The organism is Cupriavidus sp. GW822-FHT06G04 (genome assembly GCF_058799075.1).
This window is the reverse complement of the sequence record NZ_JBXALD010000003.1, coordinates 403251-426954: the sequence shown is the minus strand read 5'-3', so window position 1 is coordinate 426954 and position 23704 is coordinate 403251. Positions and strand designations below refer to the sequence as shown.

Annotated in this window: 21 protein-coding genes and 1 pseudogene; 13 read left to right on the top strand and 9 right to left on the bottom strand. The window is 57.6% G+C overall.

Annotated elements, in window-relative coordinates; translation table 11 throughout:
• Positions 1 to 3 precede the first annotated feature (3 nt).
• The 6 genes from AC1RKI_RS09215 to AC1RKI_RS09190 all read left to right on the top strand — a co-directional run bounded on the left by AC1RKI_RS09215 (position 4) and on the right by AC1RKI_RS09190 (position 5816).
• Entirely contained in the window at positions 4 to 1272 is a 1269-nt protein-coding gene (locus tag AC1RKI_RS09215; protein WP_043358200.1) for a CaiB/BaiF CoA transferase family protein, read from the top strand.
• On the top strand, positions 1269 to 2009 hold the full coding sequence (locus AC1RKI_RS09210) for an enoyl-CoA hydratase/isomerase family protein (RefSeq protein WP_043355358.1): 741 nt from the start codon (positions 1269 to 1271) through the stop codon (positions 2007 to 2009). The genes AC1RKI_RS09215 and AC1RKI_RS09210 overlap by 4 nt, the downstream gene beginning before the upstream one ends.
• Positions 2010 to 2016: 7 nt before the next feature.
• Positions 2017 to 2754: an enoyl-CoA hydratase/isomerase family protein gene (locus AC1RKI_RS09205; RefSeq protein ID WP_043355356.1), complete on the top strand. Its 738-nt coding sequence runs from the start codon at positions 2017 to 2019 to the stop codon at positions 2752 to 2754.
• A gap of 29 nt (positions 2755 to 2783) precedes the next feature.
• Positions 2784 to 3965, top strand: coding sequence for an acyl-CoA dehydrogenase family protein (locus AC1RKI_RS09200; protein WP_043355354.1), 1182 nt, complete (start codon positions 2784 to 2786; stop codon positions 3963 to 3965).
• Positions 3966 to 3976: 11 nt separating this feature from the next.
• Positions 3977 to 5092, top strand: coding sequence for an acyl-CoA dehydrogenase family protein (locus AC1RKI_RS09195; RefSeq protein WP_043355352.1), 1116 nt, complete (start codon positions 3977 to 3979; stop codon positions 5090 to 5092).
• Positions 5093 to 5213: 121 nt separating this feature from the next.
• Positions 5214 to 5816, top strand: a complete 603-nt coding sequence (locus AC1RKI_RS09190) for a helix-turn-helix transcriptional regulator (protein WP_143010733.1) — start codon at positions 5214 to 5216, stop codon at positions 5814 to 5816.
• A gap of 173 nt (positions 5817 to 5989) precedes the next feature.
• On the opposite strand, the gene AC1RKI_RS09185 is transcribed toward AC1RKI_RS09190, so the two are convergent.
• From AC1RKI_RS09185 to aceE, 3 genes and pseudogenes are all read right to left on the bottom strand, one after another.
• Entirely contained in the window at positions 5990 to 6211 is a 222-nt protein-coding gene (locus AC1RKI_RS09185; protein WP_196765233.1) for a ferredoxin, read from the bottom strand.
• A gap of 20 nt (positions 6212 to 6231) precedes the next feature.
• Positions 6232 to 7548, bottom strand: a complete 1317-nt coding sequence (locus tag AC1RKI_RS09180) for a cytochrome P450 (RefSeq protein WP_224039295.1) — start codon at positions 7546 to 7548, stop codon at positions 6232 to 6234.
• Between the two features lie 109 nt (positions 7549 to 7657).
• Positions 7658 to 8020 (bottom strand): annotated as a pseudogene (gene aceE / locus AC1RKI_RS09175) (pyruvate dehydrogenase (acetyl-transferring), homodimeric type); the annotation flags it as partial.
• A 151-nt stretch (positions 8021 to 8171) separates the two neighbouring features.
• Between aceE and AC1RKI_RS09170 the strand changes: the two are divergent.
• Complete coding sequence (locus AC1RKI_RS09170; RefSeq protein WP_492797648.1) at positions 8172 to 8615, top strand: MarR family winged helix-turn-helix transcriptional regulator; 444 nt, start codon at positions 8172 to 8174, stop codon at positions 8613 to 8615.
• A gap of 357 nt (positions 8616 to 8972) precedes the next feature.
• Here AC1RKI_RS09170 and AC1RKI_RS09165 read toward each other — a convergent pair whose 3' ends face one another.
• The 4 genes from AC1RKI_RS09165 to AC1RKI_RS09150 form a co-directional block, all read right to left on the bottom strand.
• Positions 8973 to 9992 carry a LacI family DNA-binding transcriptional regulator gene (locus tag AC1RKI_RS09165; RefSeq protein ID WP_043355348.1) on the bottom strand — a complete coding sequence of 340 codons (1020 nt, stop codon included), beginning with the start codon at positions 9990 to 9992 and terminating at the stop codon, positions 8973 to 8975.
• A 129-nt stretch (positions 9993 to 10121) separates the two neighbouring features.
• Positions 10122 to 11108 (bottom strand): Bug family tripartite tricarboxylate transporter substrate binding protein, encoded by a 987-nt coding sequence (locus AC1RKI_RS09160; protein ID WP_043355346.1) that lies wholly within the window; start codon positions 11106 to 11108, stop codon positions 10122 to 10124.
• A 58-nt stretch (positions 11109 to 11166) separates the two neighbouring features.
• Positions 11167 to 12390: a CaiB/BaiF CoA transferase family protein gene (locus AC1RKI_RS09155; RefSeq protein WP_043355344.1), complete on the bottom strand. Its 1224-nt coding sequence runs from the start codon at positions 12388 to 12390 to the stop codon at positions 11167 to 11169.
• 34 nt (positions 12391 to 12424) lie between these two features.
• Entirely contained in the window at positions 12425 to 14029 is a 1605-nt protein-coding gene (locus AC1RKI_RS09150) for an FAD-binding oxidoreductase (RefSeq protein WP_043355342.1), read from the bottom strand.
• Between the two features lie 472 nt (positions 14030 to 14501).
• On the opposite strand from AC1RKI_RS09150, the gene AC1RKI_RS09145 reads away from it, so the two are divergent.
• From AC1RKI_RS09145 to AC1RKI_RS09120, 6 genes are all read left to right on the top strand, one after another.
• The gene (locus tag AC1RKI_RS09145; protein ID WP_043355340.1) at positions 14502 to 15383 is read left to right on the top strand and encodes a LysR substrate-binding domain-containing protein; all 882 of its coding nucleotides are present in this window, start codon (positions 14502 to 14504) and stop codon (positions 15381 to 15383) included.
• A 332-nt stretch (positions 15384 to 15715) separates the two neighbouring features.
• Positions 15716 to 17227 carry an FAD-linked oxidase C-terminal domain-containing protein gene (locus AC1RKI_RS09140; RefSeq protein WP_043355338.1) on the top strand — a complete coding sequence of 504 codons (1512 nt, stop codon included), beginning with the start codon at positions 15716 to 15718 and terminating at the stop codon, positions 17225 to 17227.
• A gap of 1 nt (position 17228) precedes the next feature.
• Entirely contained in the window at positions 17229 to 18302 is a 1074-nt protein-coding gene (gene glcE / locus AC1RKI_RS09135) for a glycolate oxidase subunit GlcE (RefSeq protein ID WP_043355335.1), read from the top strand.
• Positions 18303 to 18312: 10 nt separating this feature from the next.
• Positions 18313 to 19572, top strand: a complete 1260-nt coding sequence (gene glcF, locus AC1RKI_RS09130) for a glycolate oxidase subunit GlcF (protein ID WP_043358198.1) — start codon at positions 18313 to 18315, stop codon at positions 19570 to 19572.
• A 127-nt stretch (positions 19573 to 19699) separates the two neighbouring features.
• Entirely contained in the window at positions 19700 to 20224 is a 525-nt protein-coding gene (locus AC1RKI_RS09125) for a gamma carbonic anhydrase family protein (RefSeq protein WP_043355330.1), read from the top strand.
• Between the two features lie 306 nt (positions 20225 to 20530).
• Positions 20531 to 20977, top strand: coding sequence for a MarR family winged helix-turn-helix transcriptional regulator (locus AC1RKI_RS09120; RefSeq protein WP_081050314.1), 447 nt, complete (start codon positions 20531 to 20533; stop codon positions 20975 to 20977).
• A gap of 257 nt (positions 20978 to 21234) precedes the next feature.
• On the opposite strand, the gene AC1RKI_RS09115 is transcribed toward AC1RKI_RS09120, so the two are convergent.
• Together AC1RKI_RS09115 and AC1RKI_RS09110 are read right to left on the bottom strand one after the other, a co-directional pair.
• Entirely contained in the window at positions 21235 to 22662 is a 1428-nt protein-coding gene (locus AC1RKI_RS09115) for an NAD-dependent succinate-semialdehyde dehydrogenase (protein ID WP_043355329.1), read from the bottom strand.
• A gap of 62 nt (positions 22663 to 22724) precedes the next feature.
• Entirely contained in the window at positions 22725 to 23693 is a 969-nt protein-coding gene (locus AC1RKI_RS09110; RefSeq protein WP_043355327.1) for a Bug family tripartite tricarboxylate transporter substrate binding protein, read from the bottom strand.
• Positions 23694 to 23704: the final 11 nt, after the last annotated feature.

The following is a 23704-nucleotide window of genomic DNA, read 5'->3' as shown; positions in this document are numbered from 1 at the left end:
CTTATGCAGAAACAAGCTCTAGGGAACATTCGCGTATTGGATATGACGCGAGTGCTCGCAGGGCCATGGTGTACCCAGATGCTGGGCGACATGGGAGCCGATGTCATCAAGATTGAGCACCCATCGCGAGGGGATGATACGCGGCAGTGGGGGCCGCCGTATGCGATGACGAGTGAAGCGGAAGTGCTTGAGGATTCCACCTACTTCGCTTCCGCAAATCGGAACAAACGATCGGTTGGCGTGGACATCGCCAACCCAGACGGTGCGGATCTGATCCGTAAGCTCGTTCTTGAGTGCGACATCTTTGTAGAGAACTTTAAGGTTGGTGATCTGGCTCGTCGAGGGCTTGACTACGACAGTCTGAAAAAGATCAATCCGCGCCTGATCTATTGCTCTATCACCGGGTACGGCCAATCCGGGCCGTACGCTGACCGCCCCGGCTACGACTTCGTTTTCCAGGGGGAAAGCGGGCTGATGAGCATAACGGGCGAGCGTGATGACGAGCCTGGTGGTGGGCCACAGAAGGTCGGGATCGCCATTGCTGATCTGACGACGGGACTGTATGCGACGGTCGCGATCCTCGCCGCGTTGAACCACAGGAATGTCACGGGAGAAGGTCAGCACATCGATTTGGCACTGCTCGATTGTCTGGTTGGCTTGTCGTCGAATCAGGGATTGTCGTGCCTGATCAATGGCGCCGAACCGCACCGGTGGGGGAACGCGCATCCGTCTCTCGTACCGTATCAAGTCTTTGATACGGCAGACGGTAAGGTGGTAGTTGCTGTGGGGAACGATTCCCAGTGGCAACGCTTTTGCCAAGCGATCGACGCCAAAGAACTGGCCCGGGATTCGACGTTCTATTCCGCATCCGGACGCATTCGGAATCGAGAGGCGCTAATTGCGCAGGTGTCGTCGGTTCTTGCGGCGCGCCAAACCGAGCATTGGCTTGCCGCGTTCTCCGCAGCGGATATCCCGCACGGTCGTATCAATACCTACAAGGAAGCCTTTGCTCACCCACAGGTCATCCACCGTCAGATGGCGATCGACGTGCCGGTTGACAAAGGTATCGGCTCGGTACGGGGCATCGCCAATCCCATCAAATTCAGTAAAACGCCGGTGCACTACGTTCGGGCGCCCGCGAAACTCGGTCAGCACACAGAAGACGTGCTTTCCGACTTGCTAGAACTTTCCGCGGACCACATCGCCGGTCTCGAAGAACGTGGGGTGATTAGTTGCCAAACGTCAAAAAAGACACTTCAGGAGCAATCATGAGCATCCAAGCTAATAATGTCGGAAACGTCCTGGAGATTTGCATTGCGCGTCCAGAAAAGCGCAATGCGATCAGCGCCGCGATGTACCAGGAACTGACCCGTCTTCTGGATGAGGCCAACGCGGACAAGGAATGTGCCGCAGTCATCGTGCATGGTGCGGGCGGACACTTCACTGTCGGTGCCGATATCAATGATTTCCAGACCCGGCGGGGTAATGAAGATTCCCCTGCTGTCACGCTTCTCCGGAAGATGGCCGCGATCGATGTGCCGCTAATCGCAGCAGTCGAGGGACTGGCGATTGGAATCGGCGCCACGATGCTGCAACACGTCGATTTTGCCTACGCATCCCAAGATGCGCGCTTCCGCATGCCGTTCGTATCGCTGGGTCTGTGCCCCGAGGGCGCATCCAGCTACCTGCTCGAATCGCTGGTAGGTGTCCGGAAGGCACGTGAGTGGTTGATGCTTGGAAAGTTCTTTGATGCAGAAGAAGCTTTCGATGCCGGGCTTCTGACGTCGCTGACGCAGGACGGGGAAGCCCTTGCACGGGCGCGCGAAACGGCTGCCGAACTGGCAAAGCTTCCCAAGGCTTCGGTACGCGCGACAAAGCGGATGTTGAACCACGAGAATCGTGCCGCTGTGGGTTCTGCGCTCGACCTGGAAGTGAAGATGTTCGCCGAACTCTTGAATACCGAAGCCACTCAGGAAATCTTCAAATCCTTCCTGAACAAGAAGCGTTAAGAACGCCATGGCCGAGTTGATAAAAATCGAATCAGAAAATTTCGTCCGGGTCATTACGATGAATCGGCCGGATAAGAGAAACGCGCTGAACTCGGAAATGTGCGACGCGTTGCACGACGCGTGGCAAGACTTCGCGGGCTCAGAGGATCGCGTTGCCCTGCTACGTGCAGAGGGGTCGGTGTTTACGGCAGGCCTCGACACGAACGATCCACCGGATTCCTTTTGGCATGCCATTCCCAATGTCGCATTTGACATTGGAAAGCCGGTTATTGCAGCGGTTAATGGCCCCGTGATAGCGGCGGGCGTATCGATGCTTGCATTCTGCGATCTTTGTGTAGCGACTTCGGCAACGACCTTCGTTTATCCCGAAGGTCGCCTAGGCATGGCAGCCGGCTTGATTAGCTCGCTGGTCGGTCGGATTCCCCACAAGATCGCGATGGAGCTCATGTTGACCGGGCGCCCGGTATCCGCCCAACGGGCCTATGAAGTCGGATTCGTAAACGAACTCTGTGAACCAGGAAGCGAAACAGAGGCAGCTCTAGTGACAGCGCGTCAGATTGCGAGCGCAGCGCCGCTGGTACTGCGTTTCCTCAAACAGGCGGCGAGACACTCGATTCCGGTAGGACTGGTTGAGGCAGGCTATAGCGCCCAGTACCAAGCTCAGATGCTGGCCAGGAGTGAAGACGCCCGGGAAGGGGCGTTGGCGGCCAAGGAGCGTCGCGCTCCCGTTTTCGTGGGCCGCTAGGACTAACTAACACAGTAGGGGACTGAGAAATGGATCTGAATTTCACAGAAGAAGAGCAGGAATTTAGAAAAGAGGTACATGCGTGGATCGACGCCCATTTGCCGAAGGAGATCTCGCACAAGGTGCACAACGGACTGCAGCTATCCCGCACCGATATGCAGCGTTGGCACCAAATTCTGGGGAAAAAGGGTTGGCTGACGTATAAGTGGCCAGTCGAGTTCGGCGGCACGGGCTGGACACCAGTGCAGCGGCACATATTCGAGGAAGAGTGCGCGTTGGCAGGAGCACCGCGACTCGTGCCCTATGGGCCTGTCATGGTGGCACCAGTCATCATGGCATTTGGTAACGCTGAGCAACAGGCGCGCTTCTTGCCCGGCATTGTGACGGGCGATGTTTGGTGGAGCCAGGGTTACAGCGAGCCGGGATCGGGTTCCGACCTGGCTTCGCTCAAGACACGAGCGGAGCGAAAGGGAGACAAGTACATAGTCAATGGTCAAAAGATCTGGACCACGTTGGCTCAGTACGGGGAGTGGATTTTCTGTCTCGTCCGGACCAATACAGAAGGGAAGCCGCAGGCAGGGATCAGTTTCCTGCTCATTGACATGCGTTCGCCTGGCGTCACGGTTCGGCCCATTAAGCTGCTGGACGGCGAGTGCGAGGTCAATGAGGTCTGGTTCGACAATGTTGAGGTCCCCGTTGAGAACCTGATTGGCGAAGAAAATAAGGGCTGGACCTATGCCAAACACCTTCTCAGTCACGAACGCTCGAACATTGCAGAAGTCGGGCGTGCCAAGCGTGAGCTCCGACGCCTGAAGCGAATCGCGGCTGCAGAAGGCATGATGGACGACCCTCGTTTCAAAGACGAGGTTTCGAAGCTCGAGGTAGATATTATCGCGCTCGAAATGCTGGTTCTTCGCGTTATCTCGGCAGAAAAATCCGGGAAGAATCCATTGGATATCGCAGGCCTACTGAAAATCCGAGGCAGTGAGATTCAACAGCGCTACAGTGAATTGATGATGCTGGCTGCAGGTCCCTATAGCCTCCCATTTATTCAAGACGCTATGTTGACGGAGTGGGATGGCGAGTTCCCAGGTGGAGAGCGACGGAACGCTCCGCTTGCCGCGACATATTTTAATCTGCGGAAAACCACTATCTACGGTGGCTCCAATGAAGTGCAGCGTAACATTGTTTCGCAAGTGGTCCTCGGATAAAGGAGTAGAGCATGGATTTCGAATTCACTGACGACCAGGACCAACTGCGAGATGCAGTAAGAAAGTGGGTAAAGCGTAGCTATACGTTTGAGCACCGTCGCAGTTCCGAGAGCAGCGGCGGATTTTCCCCGGACGCGTATTCGGAGCTTGCGGAGCTTGGGCTGACTGGACTTTACGTCCCAGAAGAGTATGGCGGCGTCGGTATGGGGCCGGTCGACGTTATGGTGGTTATGGAGGAACTGGGGCGGGGCATCGTACTCGAACCGCTGGCGCAAGTTCTACTTGCGGGTGCAGTGCTGTCGAACTACGCCGAAGCAAGCGTACGTGCGGCGTGGCTGCCTACGATCGCTTCTGGAGAAAGTCTGGTCGTACTGGCCCAGCAGGAGCGCGCGAATCGTTATCGCATCGATACGTGCGAGACGCGAGCAGTCGAGACGGCGGAAGGTTGGGAGCTTACTGGGAGTAAGAGCCTCGTGCCGGTTGGCGATCATGCTGCTGCGTACATTGTACCCGCCATGATTGCTGACACTCTCGGAGCGTTCCTTGTGGAGCGCTCCGCCCCAGGTGTATTGGTACACCCTTATCAAACTGTCGACGGCTCGCGCGCCGCGGAGCTGACGTTGTCGAAGGCGCCGGGCACGCTAGTCACCCGCGAAGGCCAGGATTGCCTGTCGTATGCCGTGGATCTTGGCATTGCAATGACGTGTGCAGAGGCCGTGGGCGTGATGGACGTAACCCTGGAGGCTCTGGTGGATTACATGAAGACGCGCAAGCAGTTCGGCGTCGCTATCGCGAGCTTCCAAGCGTTGCGTCACCGCGTCGCAGATATGAAGATGAGTCTAGAGCTCGCGAGGTCTATGAGCTACTACGCCTCGCTCAACGTCAACGCGCCGGCGAACCAGAGACGTCGCGCCATGGCACAAGCGAAATATCAGTTGGGCGGGTCGATGCGATTCGTCGGCCAGCAGGCCGTGCAATTGCACGGTGGGATTGGAATGACGGATGAGTATATCGTCAGCCACTATTTTAGACGCCTTACCCAAATGGAATCGGTGTTCGGAGATACGCTGCATCATCTGGCGCAGATGTCGGACTCCATGCATCCCGAGCTTGACAAGGCTGCCTAAGGCGCCGCGAAGAGTAAGTGCTCGATGAATTGCGATGGCGGGTGACCCTCATCGTTTCCGGCAGCGCGGTGGTACATCCTCGCGCTGCTCATAGTATCGGACCGGGATAGTAGCGTAATTGATGCAGACGCAACTTCAGTCACGAAGCCAAGTCGGGATCCATGATATTTTTCTTCCAATTCCAATGAAAGTGACTTCGTTGAGTGGCGAGCAGATAATCAGCCGACAAGGCTATTCACGCGTAATTAAAGAGGGGAAGTTCGTGAAGCTCCCCGCTTTTTCTCCTGCGAGTCTGTTCTTGGGCGGCTCTATTTTTAAGAGCTCGCATTGCAGCTTCGATCTGGATGTAACTAGTTATTCTGTGGTGCGTGATCAACCAATGCACGATCTGTGGGATTCCAGGCCGCTTTGGGAGGCAATTTCATTGTCGGTGTTTATGAATCCAAAGGAAGCTTGGAATATTGCAGATATAGCGGATAGTTTGCAGACAACATCCTCGAGAGTCAGGCGGACCCTCTTCAGCCAGGGCAATTGCTTCACGGAAATATGTAACACGCAGCGGCTTATGCGTTCGCTGTTCGAATTGGCAGGACTGGAAAGATCTATACCGGATATTTCGAACAGAATTGGGTGGAGCCAATCCTATGACTTTGAGTCATCTTTCTATAATAGATTTAAAGTTTCGGCAGATGTTATTTGCGGAATGAAATTTTATGCCCGCTAGGCGATCTATTTAGAGGAGCTCTACTGAACGTTTGCCAGCCATCAACCGCTTCGAAAGAGATGGGCGGCCGTTGGGCAGGCCGCCCTCTTTTGCGATGGAAGTACCATCCGCCCCAGCCTCGCGCGCGCAGGCTGCTCGTGCCGCCGTGATGCCGGCGGCCGTTGCCCCGATGACTACGATTTGCTTAGGGGAATCATCAGAGAGCCTCGTGAATCTCGATTGCCAACGCCGGACAGATCCCAGCAGCCAAGCGTGCAGATTTTGTATTGATCGGCCGACGGATCGGCATTCAAAAGAATGACGATTCCGTCATCCTTTTGGTCGAACAGATCCGGCGCATTGACGACGCATTGGCCGGAACCGCAGCATTTTTCGGGATAGATTGTGATTTTCATCGTGATTCGCCGTAGTGGATTTACCAGCTAACGGGCAGTGCCCTAACACCATACATGAGCGAATCGCTCTTGAACGCGAGGCTCTCGATGGGCACGGCCAGCCGAAGATTCGGCAGGCGCTTCAGTAGGGCGGTGAACATGATCTGCATTTCGACTCTGGCGAGAACTTGTCCCATGCACTGATGCGGGCCGTATCCGAATGCGATCTGTGTCCGGGCATCACGGCGGAGGTCAAAGACGTGGGGATCTTTGAACTGCTCCTGGTCGCGATTTGCGGAAATACTAAGCACGACAACGGGATCACCGGCTCGGATCAATTGCCCATTCACGACAACGTCCTCCAGTGCGACACGTCGCGTCCCGGACTGTATGACATCCAGGAAGCGTAGCATCTCCTCCACCGCGTTTGGAACGAGGCTTGGATTCTGGCGAAGCTCTTCCCAGATGTCCGGCCTCTGAAGTAGGAAGAGCACCCCCATCGACGTCGTATTTGCCGTCGTCTCGTGCCCGGCAATCAGCAGAAGCCTTCCAAGCGAGACCACGTCTGTTTCAGTGATATCGCCCTTCCGTACATGATTAACGATAAGGCGACTGAGGATGTCCTCCCCGGGGCTTTCGGATCTCTTCGCCACCAGTTCACGCAGGTATTCGCACAACGCTTGATTCGCGGCGCTAGCCTCTTCCCTCGTCGCGGTGCTCGACGTCATGATCATCGCCTGTTCTTGGAAGAAGTCGTGATCGTCGTATGGAACACCAAGCAACTCTGAGATAGCCAATGCTGGTGTCGCCAATGTAAAGGCGCTAACCAGGTCAGAAGGCTGCGGCCCCATCGCAAAATCTTCCAAGAGCTTGTCCACGATGGCCTGAAGTCGCGGCCGCAGATTCTCGATCTTTCGGATCGTGAATTCGCTGGTCAGCATCCGCCGTTGCTCTGAATGCTTGGGTTCATCCATGGTAATGAAGGTCCGGTTACTACTCCGAACAACCTTTACTGCGGCGCTGGAAGAGGGAAATCCCGGATGTGAGACGTCGGAGCTAAAGCGAGAGTCCGACAAGACAGCGCGAACATCGTCATAACGCGTGACAAGCCAAGCGATCTTTCCGTCCCAAAGCTTACCTCGTGCCAATTCGCCCTTCTGTTGCATCTGGAAGAACACCGGCGGCGGCGCCAAGGGATCTACGCGCTTAGGGGGGAAATCTGGGATTCCGCCGCTGTCGCCCTCAGCGTGAAAAGGACACGCTGATTTCGGCTCGTTCGCAGCCGCATCAAAAGGACAGCGCCCTTCTACCGCGGAAGATGGGTTGGAGGAAGGGGTGGGAGCAGGCGACTCCGTCATGGAAATATCTCCGAGGGCGATTGGTGGCTAATGTTAGGTAGCCTACCTATGTGGCGCAAAGGGGGGTTTACCCTCAACAACAGAATCGAAGGTCGACCCGTAGACATCAGAAGAAAGCGGAGAACCCATATGTGGCGATATGCCCGCCGACGTTGGAGTGCTTGCCCGCCCGCAACACCATCGCCATGGCATTCCAGCGCGCCATGGCGGCCAGTCGGCGCTCGATCGAGGTGTCGCCTGGGTACGGCTGCTCGCCCGATTCGGCAATCGTATTGACGTAGGGCGTCGTGATTGCGCCATGGAAATCCCCGTGTCGGGCCGCGTCCGATTCATGCAGGCGGCCGATCAGGTAGTGGGCGCGTTCGCGGCCTTCCACTTCGGTCACGGCGGCCAGGGCCTCAATCCATTCCTGGGTTTCCTGCGGGTCCACATCCAGCGGCAATACGTGTAGCGGCAACACCGGGGCATTCATCTCTGTCTCCATGGGATTGACGGGGCTTCGGTTCGCATCAGGCCCGGTCGGATAGGCGTGGCCATTGCGCTTCAAATGAATTGCAGTTGCAATCGTCTGGGCATTGTGAGCGCTCTGCGGCATAATTGCAACTGCAACTATTGGAGATACCATGTCGACTGAGAAGCCGGATTTGTGGTTTTCGTTTGTACGGTCGCACCGGGCCTTGATACGTGAGGTGGATCGGCGTCTTGCCGAGGCTGGACTGCCTGTCTACGCGTGGTACGACGTGCTGTGGGGGATTGAAAGCGGGCCGGAGGAAAGCCGCCGGATGCATGAGCTGGCCGATGTGCTTGCCATCGAGCGGTACAACCTGACTCGCCTGATTGACCGGCTGGAGCGTGAAGAGCTGGTGACCCGTATCCGGTCAGAGGAAGACGGCCGCGCCGCGTTCGTGTCCGTCACACGGCAAGGTAAGGCCTTGCGCAAGAAGATGTGGGGCATCTACGAGGCGGCGGTCACAGAACTGTTTCTGGCCGAGTTCCGGCCGGAAGACATCGGGCGATTTTCTCGTGCGCTGGATGCGGCGGCAGCCAAAGCGGGGTGGCCGAAATAGGTTCGAACTCCCTTTTCGTGCGGTGACGCTTCTGGCTCGCGCCGGAGGGGACGAATGTGTCCGCTTTTTGGGACACGTTCGACTTAGTTGGCAACGGCGGTACCCTGACGCCTCAATCAAAGGTCAGTGGCATGACCGGCGCTTACCGGCCCACCCTAAGCGGACATCAGGATGGAGCAGAGACTGATATCCATTAGGCGCCCCGCATGACTGAAGAATTCCCTCAGAACGTTGTCTGCAACGCTTCATTTAATAGCTGGACAACGTATGCTTCGACCGCTTTGTGCCCGGTGAGGGCCTAGCTAGAGCGACGGCTGAGTTCCGTCCGTAGCGACAAAACGTAGTTTGGCTCACCAACTATTGGGGCGGCGCCGTACTTTCGCGAACTACAAGGTCAGGCTCGAACTCGGTCTGAATGCGTTTGGACCCGCCTTCAATCTGATCAACCAGGTTACGAGAAGTAAGTTCGCCAATCAGAACGGGATTCGAGTGTACGGTCGTGAGTGCGGGCGTCATCAGTTCCGCCATCTGCCAGTCGCCGAAGCCTGTAACTGAGATGTCGCTCGGAACCGATAGTCCCAATGTGCGGCACTCCGCGATCGCTGCCACAGCAACGAAGTCATTGATGCATATCAGGGCAGTCGGCTGTTCCTGATGCGGCAGCGAGTCATTACGCTCGAGACAGGTCCGAACCGCTTGCCGGACGGCAGATGCTTCGTACGGTGTCGGGAGAATGCGGTCGTCGGGTATCGAAATGCCGTTCTCACTGAGGACGTCTTGGATGCCCAGAAGTCGTTGAGAGGAGAGAAATTGAGTCTCTAGTGGCCCTGGGAGGACGGCAAACTTTCGATGTCCCTGTTTGACCAAATAGCTCGTCAACCTGCGCATCGCCAAGCGATTGTCATATCCCACCGTGGGATGCATACCCTCACGATCGACGGCCCACATTAGGACATACGGAATGGCATGCTTGTGGATTAGCGAGAAGACGTCAGGGTGATGCTGTGACCCGATAATGGCGATTCCGTCGACTCTGCGCTCCAAAAGCGCGCGCGCGCAGCGTAGTTCTGTCTCACTGTCGTCCCGGTGGCACGTCAATAAAACGGTGTATCCGAGCCGATCGAGCTGCGCCTCTAAGGTATCGACCGCTTTCGCGTAAAGCTCGTTCATCAGTGTCGGCGCAATGATGCCGACCGATCGCGTGCGCCCTTGACGCAGGTCCCGAGCCGAGGAAGACGGGACGTAGTTGAGGCTTGCGATGGCGTTCTGCACGCGCTCCAGCGTGTCAGGTCGCAGCCGATCCGGCGATGTCAGTGCACGGGAGACTGTTGCCGAGGAAACGCCGGCGAGGAGGGCGACTTGCTTGACATTCACCATATCGGATCAGCGGTTATCTTCAGCCTGGGATATCGGCCGACTGCCGTCATTGTAACGACCTTGGTAGTCCACAGGCAGTTTCCGTCGTCGGGGGGTATCCCGACGACGGACCGGCATTCCCGGTGAGGGCTAGTCGAGCCGGACCTTTGCTGAATCAGCCACGCGCTTCCATTTCGTAACTTCGGTGCGCAGAAACGCATCGAATGCTTCCGGGGTGCCGCCTGCGATCTGCGCGCCTTGAGCCATCAGCTTGTCGCGGACCTCCGGATCCTGAAGGGCTTTGTTGAACTGGCTGTTCATCTTAGCAACGATGGCTGGTGAGGTCCCGGTCGGCACCATAAATCCACCCCAAGAAACGGCTTCGTATCCGCTTATCCCGAGCGCTTCATCTACCGTCGGCACATCGGGCAGTGCCGGCAATCGAGTCTTGCTCGTGACCGCAAGAGCCCTGAGTTTTCCACTCTTGACATGTGGCATTCCAGCAAGCGCGGTGGGAAGGGCAACATTGATCTGCTGACCGAGCACGTCTGTGAGCGAAGGCGCGTCTCCCTTATAGGGAACGTGGTTCATCTTGACGCCAGCCATGGTACTAAGGAGTTCCCCGGCCAGATGGCTGCCCGAACCGTTGCCTGCAGATCCAAAGGTAATCTGTCCTGGCTTGGCCTTTGCTAATGAGACCAGTTGGCGCAGGTCCTTCACCGGCGAATTTGCTGCCGTGACGATAATGAGCGGCACCTTTGTCACCAAGACAACTGGCGTAAAGTCTTTCAGCGTGTCATAAGGAAGTCTCCCGTATACGGCCGGGTTGATGGCATTCGGCCCAAGGTTGGCCATCAGCACGGTGTAGCCGTCAGGCTGCGCCTTCGCAACGGCTTCATTAGCGATGATGCCGTTTGCGCCAGGCCGGTTCTCCACAACAACAGACTCTCCCCATGCCTGGCTAAGCTTAGCGCTTAGGAGCCTGGCGGTCACGTCTGAGGCGCCGCCAGGGGGATATGGAAGAACGACCCGAATCGGCTGGACCGGCCATTCCTTAGCGTGGGCGGCGGCCAGACCGATGGTCAGTGTCACTCCGCAAACGGCTAATGCCCCCGCAATTCGTAGCAATCGATGCATGTCTGTCTCCTTTGAACGTGATCTTTATGGTGATCACTGTGGTCGGGCGGATTACACGTCAGATCGTCCCATCGCGGCGCATTGCCTCAATTTGCTCCACAGACTTCCCGAGCTCATTTTTCAGGATGGTTTCAGTGTGTTCGCCCAGCGCTGGGGGCGCGCGAAGGTAGTCGATACTGCTGCGAGAGAACTTGATAGGGTTCGCAACCTGGGGCGCGCTTGCACCGCTGCTGTGGGGCAAAGAGAAAACCATTTCACGCGCCCGGATATGGGGATCCTCCAGTGCTTCTGGAATGCTCTGGATCGGGCCACAAGGTACGCCGACCGATTCCAGCAGTTTGAGCCACGTGTCTCTCTCTTCTTCTTCAAAGCGAGCCGAGAGCACCTCCACAAGACTTTCACGGTTCTTTAGACGATCCGCATTGCGTCGATAGCGGTCATCATCCGGAAGATTGATTAAACCCAGCGCTTCGCACATGGCTCGGAACTGCCGGTCATTACCGACTGCTACGATCAGAGAGCCATCGCTTGCAGGGAATGACTGATAAGGTGCGAGATTGGGGTGCGCGTTGCCCCAACGACGCGGGTGGCTCCCGCCCACCAAATAGTTCGAGGCCTGGTTTGCCAGCCACGCCACCTGCGTATCCAGCAGGCTCATATCGATGTACTGCCCGCGGCCACTGCCGACTCGCTCAAATAGCGCGCTGACAATTGCAACGCTTGCATACATGCCAGTCATCAAGTCCGATATGGGCACCCCGCATTTTTGCGGGCCGCCACCGGGGACGCCGTCGCGCTCGCCTGTGATGCTCATCAGCCCGCCCATGGCTTGCACCACGAAATCGTATCCAGCCCGCTTGCGGTATGGGCCCGTCTGCCCGAAGCCGGTGATGGAGCAGTAGACGAGCCGAGGATTGATCTCACTCAGGGTCTTGAAGTCCAACCCGTAACGTTGCATATCGCCGAACTTGTAGTTCTCAACGAAGACGTCGCAATCTTTGACTAGCTCGTGCAGCAAATCCTGACCGACCTTGCTGCTGACATCCAGAGTGATCGAACGCTTCCCGCGATTGGCGCAAAGGAAGTACGCCGACTCTTCCGTCGTCGTGCCATCCTCACGAGTAAGGAACGGCGGGCCCCAAGCTCGCGTGTCATCGCCGGTGCCGGGACGCTCAACCTTCATCACGTCAGCGCCCAGGTCGGACAATAGTTGCGTGCTCCAGGGTCCAGCAAGGATCCGGCTCAAGTCTAGGACCTTGATACCTGCAAGGGGGCCTGCCATATCTCCTACTCCTCTTTTTTGAGTTTCTAACTAATTAGCTCGGGTCGAACAGCACGCCAGGGTTCAAGACCTGGTGCGGATCAAAGGCCTGCTTGGCGGCCTTTAGCGCGGTGCAGAACAGCTCCGGCCGTTCCTTGTCGTACCAAGGGCGATGGTCCCGACCAAGCGCATGGTGGTGGGTCACCGTACCGCCTGCGTCCACCATGGCTTGCTCTCCAATGCGTTTGATCGCTTGGAACTGCTCGGGCAATCGAGCCTTATCGCCATAGGCAAACCACGTGAAATATGGCGCAGGGCCATCAGGGTAGAGGTGGGTAAAGCGGCAAGTCACCGAACCCGGGCGGCCGGTAACTTCGCGAATGGCCCGATGCGTTTCTGCCTTGACGTGCGCGTGAAGAGCGGCGAACTTGTCCCACGTGCACGCGGTTTCCATGGTCTCGCGCATGACGCCGCGAGCAATGGCGTACTCGCGCAGGTATGGGCCGCGCAGGAACTTGTTTCGCCAGCTCGATGTCGCAGCGTCCGCACCACCTTGGTTTCCGCTGACCGGATCATCGTCCCATTCGCCGCCGCACTCCGCGCAAATTTCCAGTGCTCGCTTCAGGCGTGCCTCGACCGGGTGGTCGGCGGACTCGAATCCCAGCACGAGAATGTCATAGCTGCCGTCGCTCGAACCCGTGTACAAGGCTTCTTCGCGTTCCACAAGGCGGGCATTGGCAGGGTTCAGTCCAGATTGAGACAGTACCCGTGTGGCCTCGACAGCGCGCGCATAGTCACGGAAACGTACGGTCACCTGCTTGCGGAAGACCGGCCGGCGGTGAAGCTTGACCCACGCCTCGGTAATGATGCCCAGTGCGCCTTCGGAGCCGAGGAAAAGTCGATCCGGATTGGGTCCCGAACCCGATACCGGGAAACGTCGGGATTCAATGGCACCCTGGGGCGTTACCACTCGCATGCTCTCGACGTGGTCGTCGATCTGAGTGAACGCGGTCGCAAAGTGGCCTGCTGCTCGCGTTGCGATCCAACCCCCCAGTGACGAGAACTCCCACGCTTGCAGGAAGAATCGCATGGTCAGGCCGGTGGGCTTGAGCTGTCGTTCCAGCTCCGGGCCAAGGACGCCCGCTTGAATGCGCGCGGCCTGCGATGTTTGGTCTACCTCCAGCACTTTGTTGAAGTGCTTCATGTCGATGGACACCACGCCACGGTAACGATCGTGCTCGGGCGGATTCACGCCGGCCACGACGCTGGTGCCGCCGCCGTACGGAACTGCAGCAACGTTCTGGCGCCCGCACCAGTCGAACAGGTCCACGATGTCCTGCTCAGTGCGCGGGTAGGCGATGACGTCCGGCGGGTTGGAAAATTCCCGGCGCATTGCGCGCGCAACATCCATGGTGCCCGCGCCGTAGGTGTGATACAGGCGGTCGTAATGATCGCTTGTGCAGATTTCGCGAAGCGACGCGGGCAGCTGTACGCGAGGTTTGCGCAGCGAAATTTCTTCGGGCGTCGGAAAAGGTGTCGCTTCGAAGTGCTCGACACCCAGCAAGCGTGTCCACGCTGCCTCGAACTCCCGGATTTCGTCCGGCGTGACGGTGTCACCCTCATAGCCCCACCCGTAAAACTTACGACGACGTTCCTGCATTGTTGCCTCCTGTGTGATGTGGTAATCGATTACATACGTTACGGTAACCTGCATCAGAGACTGTAAATAACCAATGCCAGTACGGTGATGAGGCGAAAACAGCACTGCGTGCAATCGATTACATAAGTTTAGATTGGTGCGGCATAATGTCAAGCAGTTAACGCAGTCGCGGCCATGGGTTGGAGCAGGAGTCGACGAAGAGATCGGATCGCTAAGAGACCTTCCCGCGGCGAGGTCACTGTGGGTTGGAGAGCGACTTACTTGGTGGTCTTCCCTTGCAGGGCGTCACGTACGTCCTTGCCTGAGGACCCAGTGAGTCGATCCTGAGCAAGCAATCTGGGGGCGCTTGCTCGTTGCAGCGTTGGCATGGTGCTCGAGCGACAGAGCAGCAAGAAGTGTGGCCGCTCCCTAGGCCTCAAGCGATGACATGCGGCATATCCGCCCTGGGTAGCCCACCAAACGGAGAGAAGATATGGCCCTGCAACACATCCCGCCCATTCAATGTCTTGTCACCTTCGAGACGGTTGCAAGGCTTCGGAGCGCCACACGTGCCGCCGACGAGTTGTGTGTAACAACCAGCGCCGTGAGTCATCGAATCCGCCAGCTTGAATCTCACCTCGGTGTTGAACTCTTCGGGCGGAGTGACTTCACGCTTTCTGCACATGGTGCAGCGTACCTGGCGAATGTCCGAAGCGGCCTCGCTGCGCTACAGCAGATGCCGGTCAAAAATGGAAAAGCCTCTTCCACGCGACTGCGGGTCGCGGTGACCCCAACTTTCTCCAGGCAGTTCCTGATGCCCAAACTGGAACTGTTCCGCAACAAGTATCCGGACATCGACCTTATCTTGCAGGTCTCCATCCCATTCCTGGACGTCACAGCCGAGCCATCCGATTTGGAAATCCGGTACGGCGCCGGCGGATATGCGGACGTCGATCATCGCGTCGTTCTCTCGGAGGAGGTGGCGCCGGCTTGCAGCCCTACCTATCTCAACGAGTTCGGCCCCTTCGAAGGCTTCGAAATGGCGGGTGAAATCGACCAGGCGCGTCTGATACGTAGCCCGCTTGAGCCTTGGACGACATGGTTCTCCTCATGTGGATTGACGAGAACGGAGCCGCATGTGGGCGCTCAATTCAACGATCTAGGGCTTCTCTATGACGCAGCCGCGTGCGGGTTCGGCGTGGCACTAGTGAGGACCCGTATGGCGCAGTCATGGCTAGAGGGGGGGCGACTCATCCGCATATCGGATCGATCCGTGCCTTCACCGATGGCGCACTACTTATGCTGGGAACCTGGGGCCCTGGAGAGATGGGAGTGCGCCGCCTTTATGGAGTGGCTCACCGACTCGCTAAGTTGAGCGGCCCAAACACGGCAATCAAGTTTTCTGCAACTCAACCGCAAATAACTCTCAACCTGCTATATCGCGTGATTGTCTACAGTCAAGTCATGGCGTCTCGTCGACGCCTTTGACAGAAGTGTATTAGAACCTCCCCACACAATGCATCGCATTCATCGCTCAACGTTTGAGCCTCAGCGCCCGGAAGCAACGCTCCGCCTTGGAGCTGCAGCATCCGTCCAGGCTGATTGCGCGGTTCGCCGGCTCGCTACGGTCGCGCCGTCGCTCCGCACTGATTATCCAATAGACCGGCACAGCACGACGCAGCTTCATCGCACCAGGAGGGCAAAGTCATGAATGCGACGCGTGACGGCTGGTTGGCACATCCTACTGACGCTGAGCGGAGGGAAGCCCGGCGTGCGGAAGTGGTTTCCGCGCTAGAAGGCGTGCTGCCTAGGGACCTTATCCTGTCGCAGCGCGAGGACACCCAGCCATTTGAATGCGATGGCCTTACGGCCTATCGGGCGCAGCCGCTCGTCGTGGTGCTTCCCGAAACAGAAGAGCAGGTTGTTGCCATTCTGCGAACGTGCAAGACGCTCGGTGCGCCCGTCGTGGCTCGGGGCGCAGGCACGGGATTGTCAGGCGGTGCGCTCCCACATGAGATGGGCGTGCTCCTTTCGCTCGCTCGTTTTAACCGGATCGTCAGGGTAGATCCTGTGAGTTGTACCGCAGTGGTCCAATGCGGTGTACGCAACGCCGCAATCAGTGAGGCAGCCGCTACGTATGGGCTGTACTACGCCCCCGATCCGTCCAGCCAGATTGCCTGCACGATCGGTGGAAACGTGGCCGAGAATTCCGGAGGCGTCCATTGCCTCAAGTACGGACTCACGTTGCAGAACGTAATGAAAGTACGGGGATACACCATTCAGGGCGAGGCGATAGAGTTTGGATCGGAAGCCCTTGATGTCCCTGGGCTCGATTTGCTCGGCGTCGTTGTAGGCAGTGAAGGGATGCTCGCAGTGACATTGGAAGTCACCGTCAAGTTAATTCCTAAGCCAGAACTTGCGCGATGCATCGTTGCAAGCTTCGACACCGTCGAAGCCGCTGGTGACGCCGTAGCCAACGTCATCGCGGCCGGCATCATCCCAGCCGGCCTGGAACTGATGGACAAGCCGATGACCGCCGCCGTAGAGGACTTCGTGCATGCTGGCTATGACCTGGACGCGGCCGCAATCCTATTGTGCGAGAGTGATGGGACGGCGTTGGAGGTCGAGGACGAGATTGTGAAGATGAATGCCGTCCTCACCGCCAGCGGGGCCACTCGTCTTGAAGCAAGTCAGGACGAGGCGCAGCGTCTTCGTTTCTGGAGCGGGCGAAAGAATGCATTTCCCGCGACGGGGCGCATGAGCCCGGATTACCTGTGCATGGATTCCACGATTCCTCGCAAGAGTCTCGCTGCGATCCTTCGAGCAATCAGCGAGATGGAGGTGCGCTATGGGCTTCGCTGCGTGAACGTGTTCCACGCCGGCGACGGGAATCTACATCCGCTGATCCTTTTCGACGCCAACAATCCCGAAGAACTGCACCAGGCGGAGCAATTCGGCGCAGAGATTCTGGAAACAAGCGTCACGCTTGGCGGGACGGTGACCGGAGAGCACGGTGTGGGCGTGGAGAAGCTGAACTCAATGTGCGTTCAGTTCTCAGGCGCAGAGCGAGAACAAATGTTTGCGCTGAAACGTGCATTCGATCCGCAATCGCTCTTGAATCCTGGGAAGGTAATTCCGACGCTGCATCGATGTGCCGAATATGGTCGCATGACTGTTCGGCGTGGGATGCTGCCGCATCCAGAAATCCCGAGGTTCTAGAATGACGACGATCCCCACGGAAGTGTCTCATCTGATTGAGACAGTCCTGCATGCAAGAAAAACGAAGACCTCTCTCAACATCGTTGGCGGCGGTACGAAATGCTTCTACGGTGAAGAGCCGTCGGGTGAACCGTGTGATGTCCGGCGCCTCAGCGGAATTTGCAGCTATGAACCGTCTGAGCTGGTTGTCACCGCTCGTGCAGGCACACCGCTAGAAGAACTTGAGGCCGTGCTGGCCGAGCACAATCAGTACCTTGCCTTTGAGCCGCCACGCTTTGCTAAAGGAAGTACTGTCGGAGGAGCGGTCGCGGCAGGTCTGAGCGGGCCAGCACGCGTCGGGGTAGGGTCCATTCGGGACTTCGTTCTCGGCGCGACCATGATTAACGGCAAAGGCGAGCTTCTGACATTCGGCGGGCAAGTGATGAAGAACGTTGCCGGTTATGACGTTTCGCGTCTCCTGGCGGGCTCAATGGGAATACTCGGTGTTATCTGTGAGGTCTCGCTGAAGGTTCTGCCCATTCATTCATCGAGGATCACCCTGTTCATTGAACGCGACGAAGCAGGGGCGTTGTCTCTCTTAAACGGGCTGACTCGGCAAGCATTGCCAGTCAATGCGAGTGCCTGGCACGACGGAAAGCTGTTCCTCCGACTGAGTGGTGCAGCCTCTGCTGTCACGGAAGCCAGAAAGCGTTTGGGCGGGACTGAGCTGGAACCAGACGAAGCGTTGTCCTGGTGGGATGCCGTCCGCGACCACCGCCACGACTTCTTTTCACAGAGCGACGCGCCTCTCTGGCGTGTTTCCGTTCCGGCAGTCTCCCAACCCTTCTTGGCCGCGAATCAGCTTATTGAATGGGGTGGTGCATTGAGATGGCTATACACCGACGATCCCATCGAGGACGTTCGGGAAATGGCGTCATCGCTTGGTGGTCACGCCACGCTGTTCAGGGATCCGCATCATAGGAGCGGCGTGTTCACGCCACCGAGCGATGCGCTCTTCGAGATTCATCGCAATCTCAAGCAAGCGTTTGATCCCGATGGCATCTTCAATGTTGGTCGACTCTACCCCGGCCTGTAAGGGGCTCCATATGCAGACAAAACTAAGTCATGAGTTTGCCAACACTCCAGAAGGGGCGGAGGCCGAAGAGATTCTGCGCAAGTGCGTGCATTGCGGCTTTTGTACGGCAACGTGTCCGACTTACCTGCTTCTGGGCGATGAACGTAACGGACCCCGGGGACGCATCTACTTGATGAAGCAGTTGCTTGAGGGGGAAGAGGTCACAGCAAGCACCCAACAGAATCTAGACCGCTGCTTGACGTGCCGGAACTGTGAAAGCACCTGTCCCAGCGGTGTCGAGTACGGCAAGCTAGTTCACATTGGGCGGAAGCTAGTCGATGAGCGAATTCCTCGTCCGCCAAAAGACCGCGCGGTGCGTTGGCTGCTGCGTGAGGGGCTAACTTCGCCATTGTTCTTGCCGGCCATGAAGATTGGCCGAATGGTTCGGCCGCTACTTCCTTCCAAGCTCGCCAACAAGCTTACGCCGAGCAGACCTGCGGGTCAGCGCCCAACGCGCCGCCACGCCAGGAAAGTGCTCATGCTCGAAGGTTGTGTGCAGCCGGCGATGATGCCGAACATCAATTCTGCGACCGCGCGGGTACTCGATGCAGCCGACTTTCAGGTTGTAAGTGTTCCTCGAGCCGGTTGCTGTGGCGCGATCCGGCTGCACACCGGAGATCACAAGGGCGGCCTCGATGATATGCGCAGAAACATCGACGCCTGGTGGCCGGCGATTTCCAGCGGTGAAGTCGAGGCAATTGTCATGAACGCGTCCGGCTGCGGCGCGACCGTGAAGGACTACGCCGACTTGCTAAAGCATGACGCGGAGTACGCCGAGAAGGCAGCTCGGGTTAGCGAGTTGACCCGCGACCTGAGCGAATTGCTTCCTGAACTTCTGCCAAGACTGCGCGGCAAAGTCAAAGCGTGCGACAAGCCGGCCTTGGCGTTCCATCCGCCGTGCACGCTGCAACACGGCCAGAAGCTGCGGGGAGTGGTGGAGGAGCATCTGGGACAGTTGGGCTTTTCCGTTCATCGTGCCAGCGTGGAGAGTCACCTTTGTTGCGGCTCAGCCGGCACCTACTCCGTTCTGCAGCCCGAAATTTCACTCCAGCTCAGAGACCGCAAGATCGAGCATCTGAGCGAGAAGCAACCTGACTGCATCGTGTCCGCGAACATCGGTTGCATCCAGCATTTGCAAAGTGGAACGCCCACGCCAGTAAAGCACTGGATCGAGGTACTGGATGATGCAATCGAGCCGGCAGTCCAACCAGAGGAACAAGTATTTATCTAGCGGCAGGGCAAGAAACGGCGTCGAAGTCGGCACGGGCTGCGAGAGCGGCCCATGCAGTAGTGTTTCGCCTCCTGCAAGTAACGCGGTCGGCGAAAAGTTAGTCACATCAAGATAAGAGGAGCATTTTGTGGCGATCTATCGAATTGGAGAGAAAGAACCGACAATTCATCCGAGCTCGTATGTATCCGAGCATGCGGTAATCATCGGCGACGTGGAAATCGCCGAAGACGTGTCCATCTGGCCCGGCGCTGTGATCCGCGGCGACAATGAAAAGATCACGATTAGGCGAGGCGTGAACGTCCAGGAGGGGGCTGTGTTGCACACCGATCCTGGCTTTCCCGTCGAGGTAGGCGAGATGGTCTCCATTGGACACCAGGCGATGCTTCACGGTTGCAAGGTCGGAGCACGTAGTCTGGTCGGCATTCAGGCTGTGATCCTGAATGGATCCGAACTCGGACAACAATGCCTCGTGGGGGCCGGATCCTTGATCGGCGAGCGCAAGAACTTCCCGGCAGGAGGCTTGGTCATGGGCACACCTGCAAAGCAGGTACGTGAACTAACGGAGGAAGTCAAAGCTGCGATCGAGAAGAACGCTGACGACTACATTAACAAGGCGAAGACGTACAAGAAGGACCTGGTCAAGCTGAGTTAGCAAGCTCCGCGCGTCGGCGGATCAAGCGTCGACGCCTTGAGACGAGAGCGCCAGCCAGCGCCTCGTCTCGTCATCCCTCTCCATCAAGATTGGTGCTCCGGCCATCGCGAACGAACGCGACAAGGCCCGGCCTTGAGTTGCTACCCGGCCACAGGCACAGAACCCCTTCACGCGCCGCCGCTGTCTGCGTGGTCGCTACCCTCACCAGTCGGACCATATCGACTCGGTGCCTCCAGGTACTTCGCGCGATCATTCTTCACTGAATCGTTATATCATCTGCTCAGTGATTGCCCCCTTTTTGTAGACATGACAGAACCTACGGTTGAAATGCTTGCGGACGAACTTAGACCCCGCTTGATGCGGATCGTTGTAGCGCTGCGGCGGGAAATGAGAGCGGCGCACGTGCCCCCCGCGCAGAGCGCTGTTCTTAGTGCATTGCTCGTAAGAGGGCCGATGCGAGTTAGCGATCTGGCCAGGAATGAAGGCGTCAGATTGCCTACGATGACGCAGATTGTCGGGCGGATGGTCGACGCCGAGTTAATCGCGCGCTCCGCACCCGTCGGCTCGTACAACAACATGATTCAGATTACTGATGAAGGCCGGGCTGTGGCCGGCAAATTGGCCGCACAGCGGACGGCGGCACTGGGCAAGCGCATGGAGGGATTGACGCCCGAGGAGTTGCAGACGGTGATCGCGATGTTCCCCATCATCGATAAGATGTTCAAAAGAGAACCGTGGCTGGACCACGAGTAATACCAACGAAATCTTCCTGGAAGACGACACGATTCGAGAAGGCTTATCGCTAGCCGGCCGCGCTTGCGCTGCAACTGCGGAGCCATGCAGGGAGTTGTCAGAGTCGCCGAGAGCAACCGCATCGCCCAATATGGGGCGCACTGCCGCGACCTATACGCTAATAAAAAAGGCGCCTAACACTCACTTAGGCGCCAAAACCTGACTGGGAACGTAGCTTCGGGGGAAAGGGCGACGTATCGCCCTTTGCGGCCCCCGATCTACACTTGAGTTACAAATTTCGTGACGAGATAGCCGTCGAACGTCTCGGTCCCACCCTCACTCCCGATACCGCTATCTTTAATGCCTCCAAACGGTGTTTCGGCGAGAGCGCTTCCAAAGTGGTTGATGTTGACCATGCCGGCCTCAAGGCGGGTAGAGACAGCATGCGCTGTCTTCGCTGACTCGGTAAACACGTAAGACGACAGGCCGTAAGTCAGTTTGTTCGCCCGTGCCAGCACCTCATCCAGATCGTCGAACGTTACAACCGGGGCGACAGGGCCGAATGGCTCGCAAGTCATGAGCATGGAGTCGTCTGAAATGTCTATAACGACGCTGGGCGCGAAGAAATGTCCTGTGTCGCTGCACCTGGTCCCTCCCACGACAACCTTTCCGCCGCGCGCTTTGGAGTCGGCAATCAACCCTTCCATTGCAGCAACACGGCGTTGGTTTGCGAGCGGTCCCATCTGTGTCGAGCTGTCTATACCGTTGCCGACCCGCACTGCGCCAATGACGTCCGTAAAACGCCTGAGGAACCTATCGTAAGCCCCGCGCTGGACGAAGAAGCGGGAGGGCGAGACGCATACCTGACCAGCGTTTCGCAGCTTGTAGTTTGCAAGCATCTCGGCGGCGGTATCGACATCCGCATCGTCGAAGACGATTGCAGGGGAGTGACCACCAAGCTCCATAGTGATTCGCTTCATATGGGATCCTGCTAGAGCTGCTAGTTGTTTGCCAACAGCAGTGGACCCCGTAAAGGAGATCTTCTGGACCAGCGGAGATGCAATGAGGTGTGCTGACACCTCCGCCGGGACGCCAAATACAATGTTTAAGCAACCAGGAGGAAGGCCCGCATCATGGAACAGTTGAGCGATCGCCAGCACGGCACTCGGTGTCTCTTCTGGTCCCTTCAGAATGATCGTACAGCCTGCGCCAAGCGCGGCAGAGATTTTCCGGATCGCCTGATTGAAGGGAAAATTCCAAGGGGTGAAGGCTGCGCAGACTCCGACCGGCTGACGTAGCACGAGCTGGCGGACGTTAGGGTTGCGGCTGGGGATCACGCGGCCGTAGATCCGCCGAGCCTCTTCTGCATGCCAGTCCGCATGCTCTGCACAAACCGTTACTTCGCCCACGGCTTCGTGCAGAGGCTTCCCCTGGTCAATGGTCATGTTGCGGCCGATTTCCGGCGCCCTTTGACGGGCGAGCTCCGCAACTTTACGCAAGATTGCACTGCGTTCCAAAGGCGATGAGTCGCGCCACGTCAGGAAAGCTCGATGAGCCGCCTCGACGGCGGTGTCGAGGTCCTCGCGGGTGGCGAGCGGCAGTCGCCCAACGACCTCCTCCGTCGCAGGATTGACTACGTCCTGGTGTCGCCGGCCTTCAATGCCGAGAAATTCGCCATTGATGTAAAGGGATAATTCTGGATACACAGCGTGTACTCCAATGACTAAGAGGTTAGCTACGAAATTCTGTGCTTGTGACGGAGGTCGATCTATTCGAGCTTAAAATCACCGACCTTAATTACTGCATCAATGCTCTTCTTGCGCTGCTTAAGGTAGCCCTCGAAATCCTCCGGGGACTGCGTAATGACTTCCATTCCAGTGCCTTGCATCCGCGTGCGAAGCTCGCCGTTCTTCAAAATCGTAGCGACATCGCTCTGCATTTTTTTGATTGCGTTCTGGGGCATCTTGGCAGGCGCATACAGGGCGATGGTTCCCGTAAGCTGGACGTCAATCCCCGCTTCCTTGAATGTAGGGACGTTTGGCAGCATAGGCGAGCGTTCTGGCGTCGACACGGCAAAGGCCTTCACTTTTCCAGCCTTAACGAGTTGCGCGATCGGTGCCATATCGATCATGAGCATATCGATCTCGCCTGAAACGATAGCGGGGACACTTTGCCCAGCACTCTTGTAGCCGACTGGGGTCATCTTTACCCCGGTCTTTTGCGCGAACTCCTCCATACCGACACGCATGCCCAAGTTGGCCCATCCGTACGTGAACTTCCCGTTGGCCGCACGAGCTGCCTTAATGAGGTCAGCGAGGTTGTTGTATGGCGCGGAAGCCGGGGTCACCACAACGAGTGGGGTTGCGGCTAGCCCGCTCACAAGGGTGAGTTCCTTGGTGGGATCGACAGCAACAGTGGGGCGCAAGTTTGCGTCGATGATCAACGTGGACGGGGGCATGACCAGAAGGATCGAACCGTCCGGTTCAGCTCGCGCGACAGCCTTGCTGGCGATCGCCCCGTTTGCGCCTGGCCGATTTTCGACGATTACGGGCCGATTCCAGATTTTTGCCAGCTCTTCGCCAACTGCGCGTGCAACTACGTCGGTGCCACCGCCCGGTCCGTAGCCAACAAAGAGCCGGACCGGCAACGGGCCAGATTGCTGGGCGTACAGGATGGAGGGCAGGGCCAGGGAGCAGAGTAGGACTGCTCTGCGGATAGCCGAAGCGGGTTTTGTCATGTTGTCTCCTC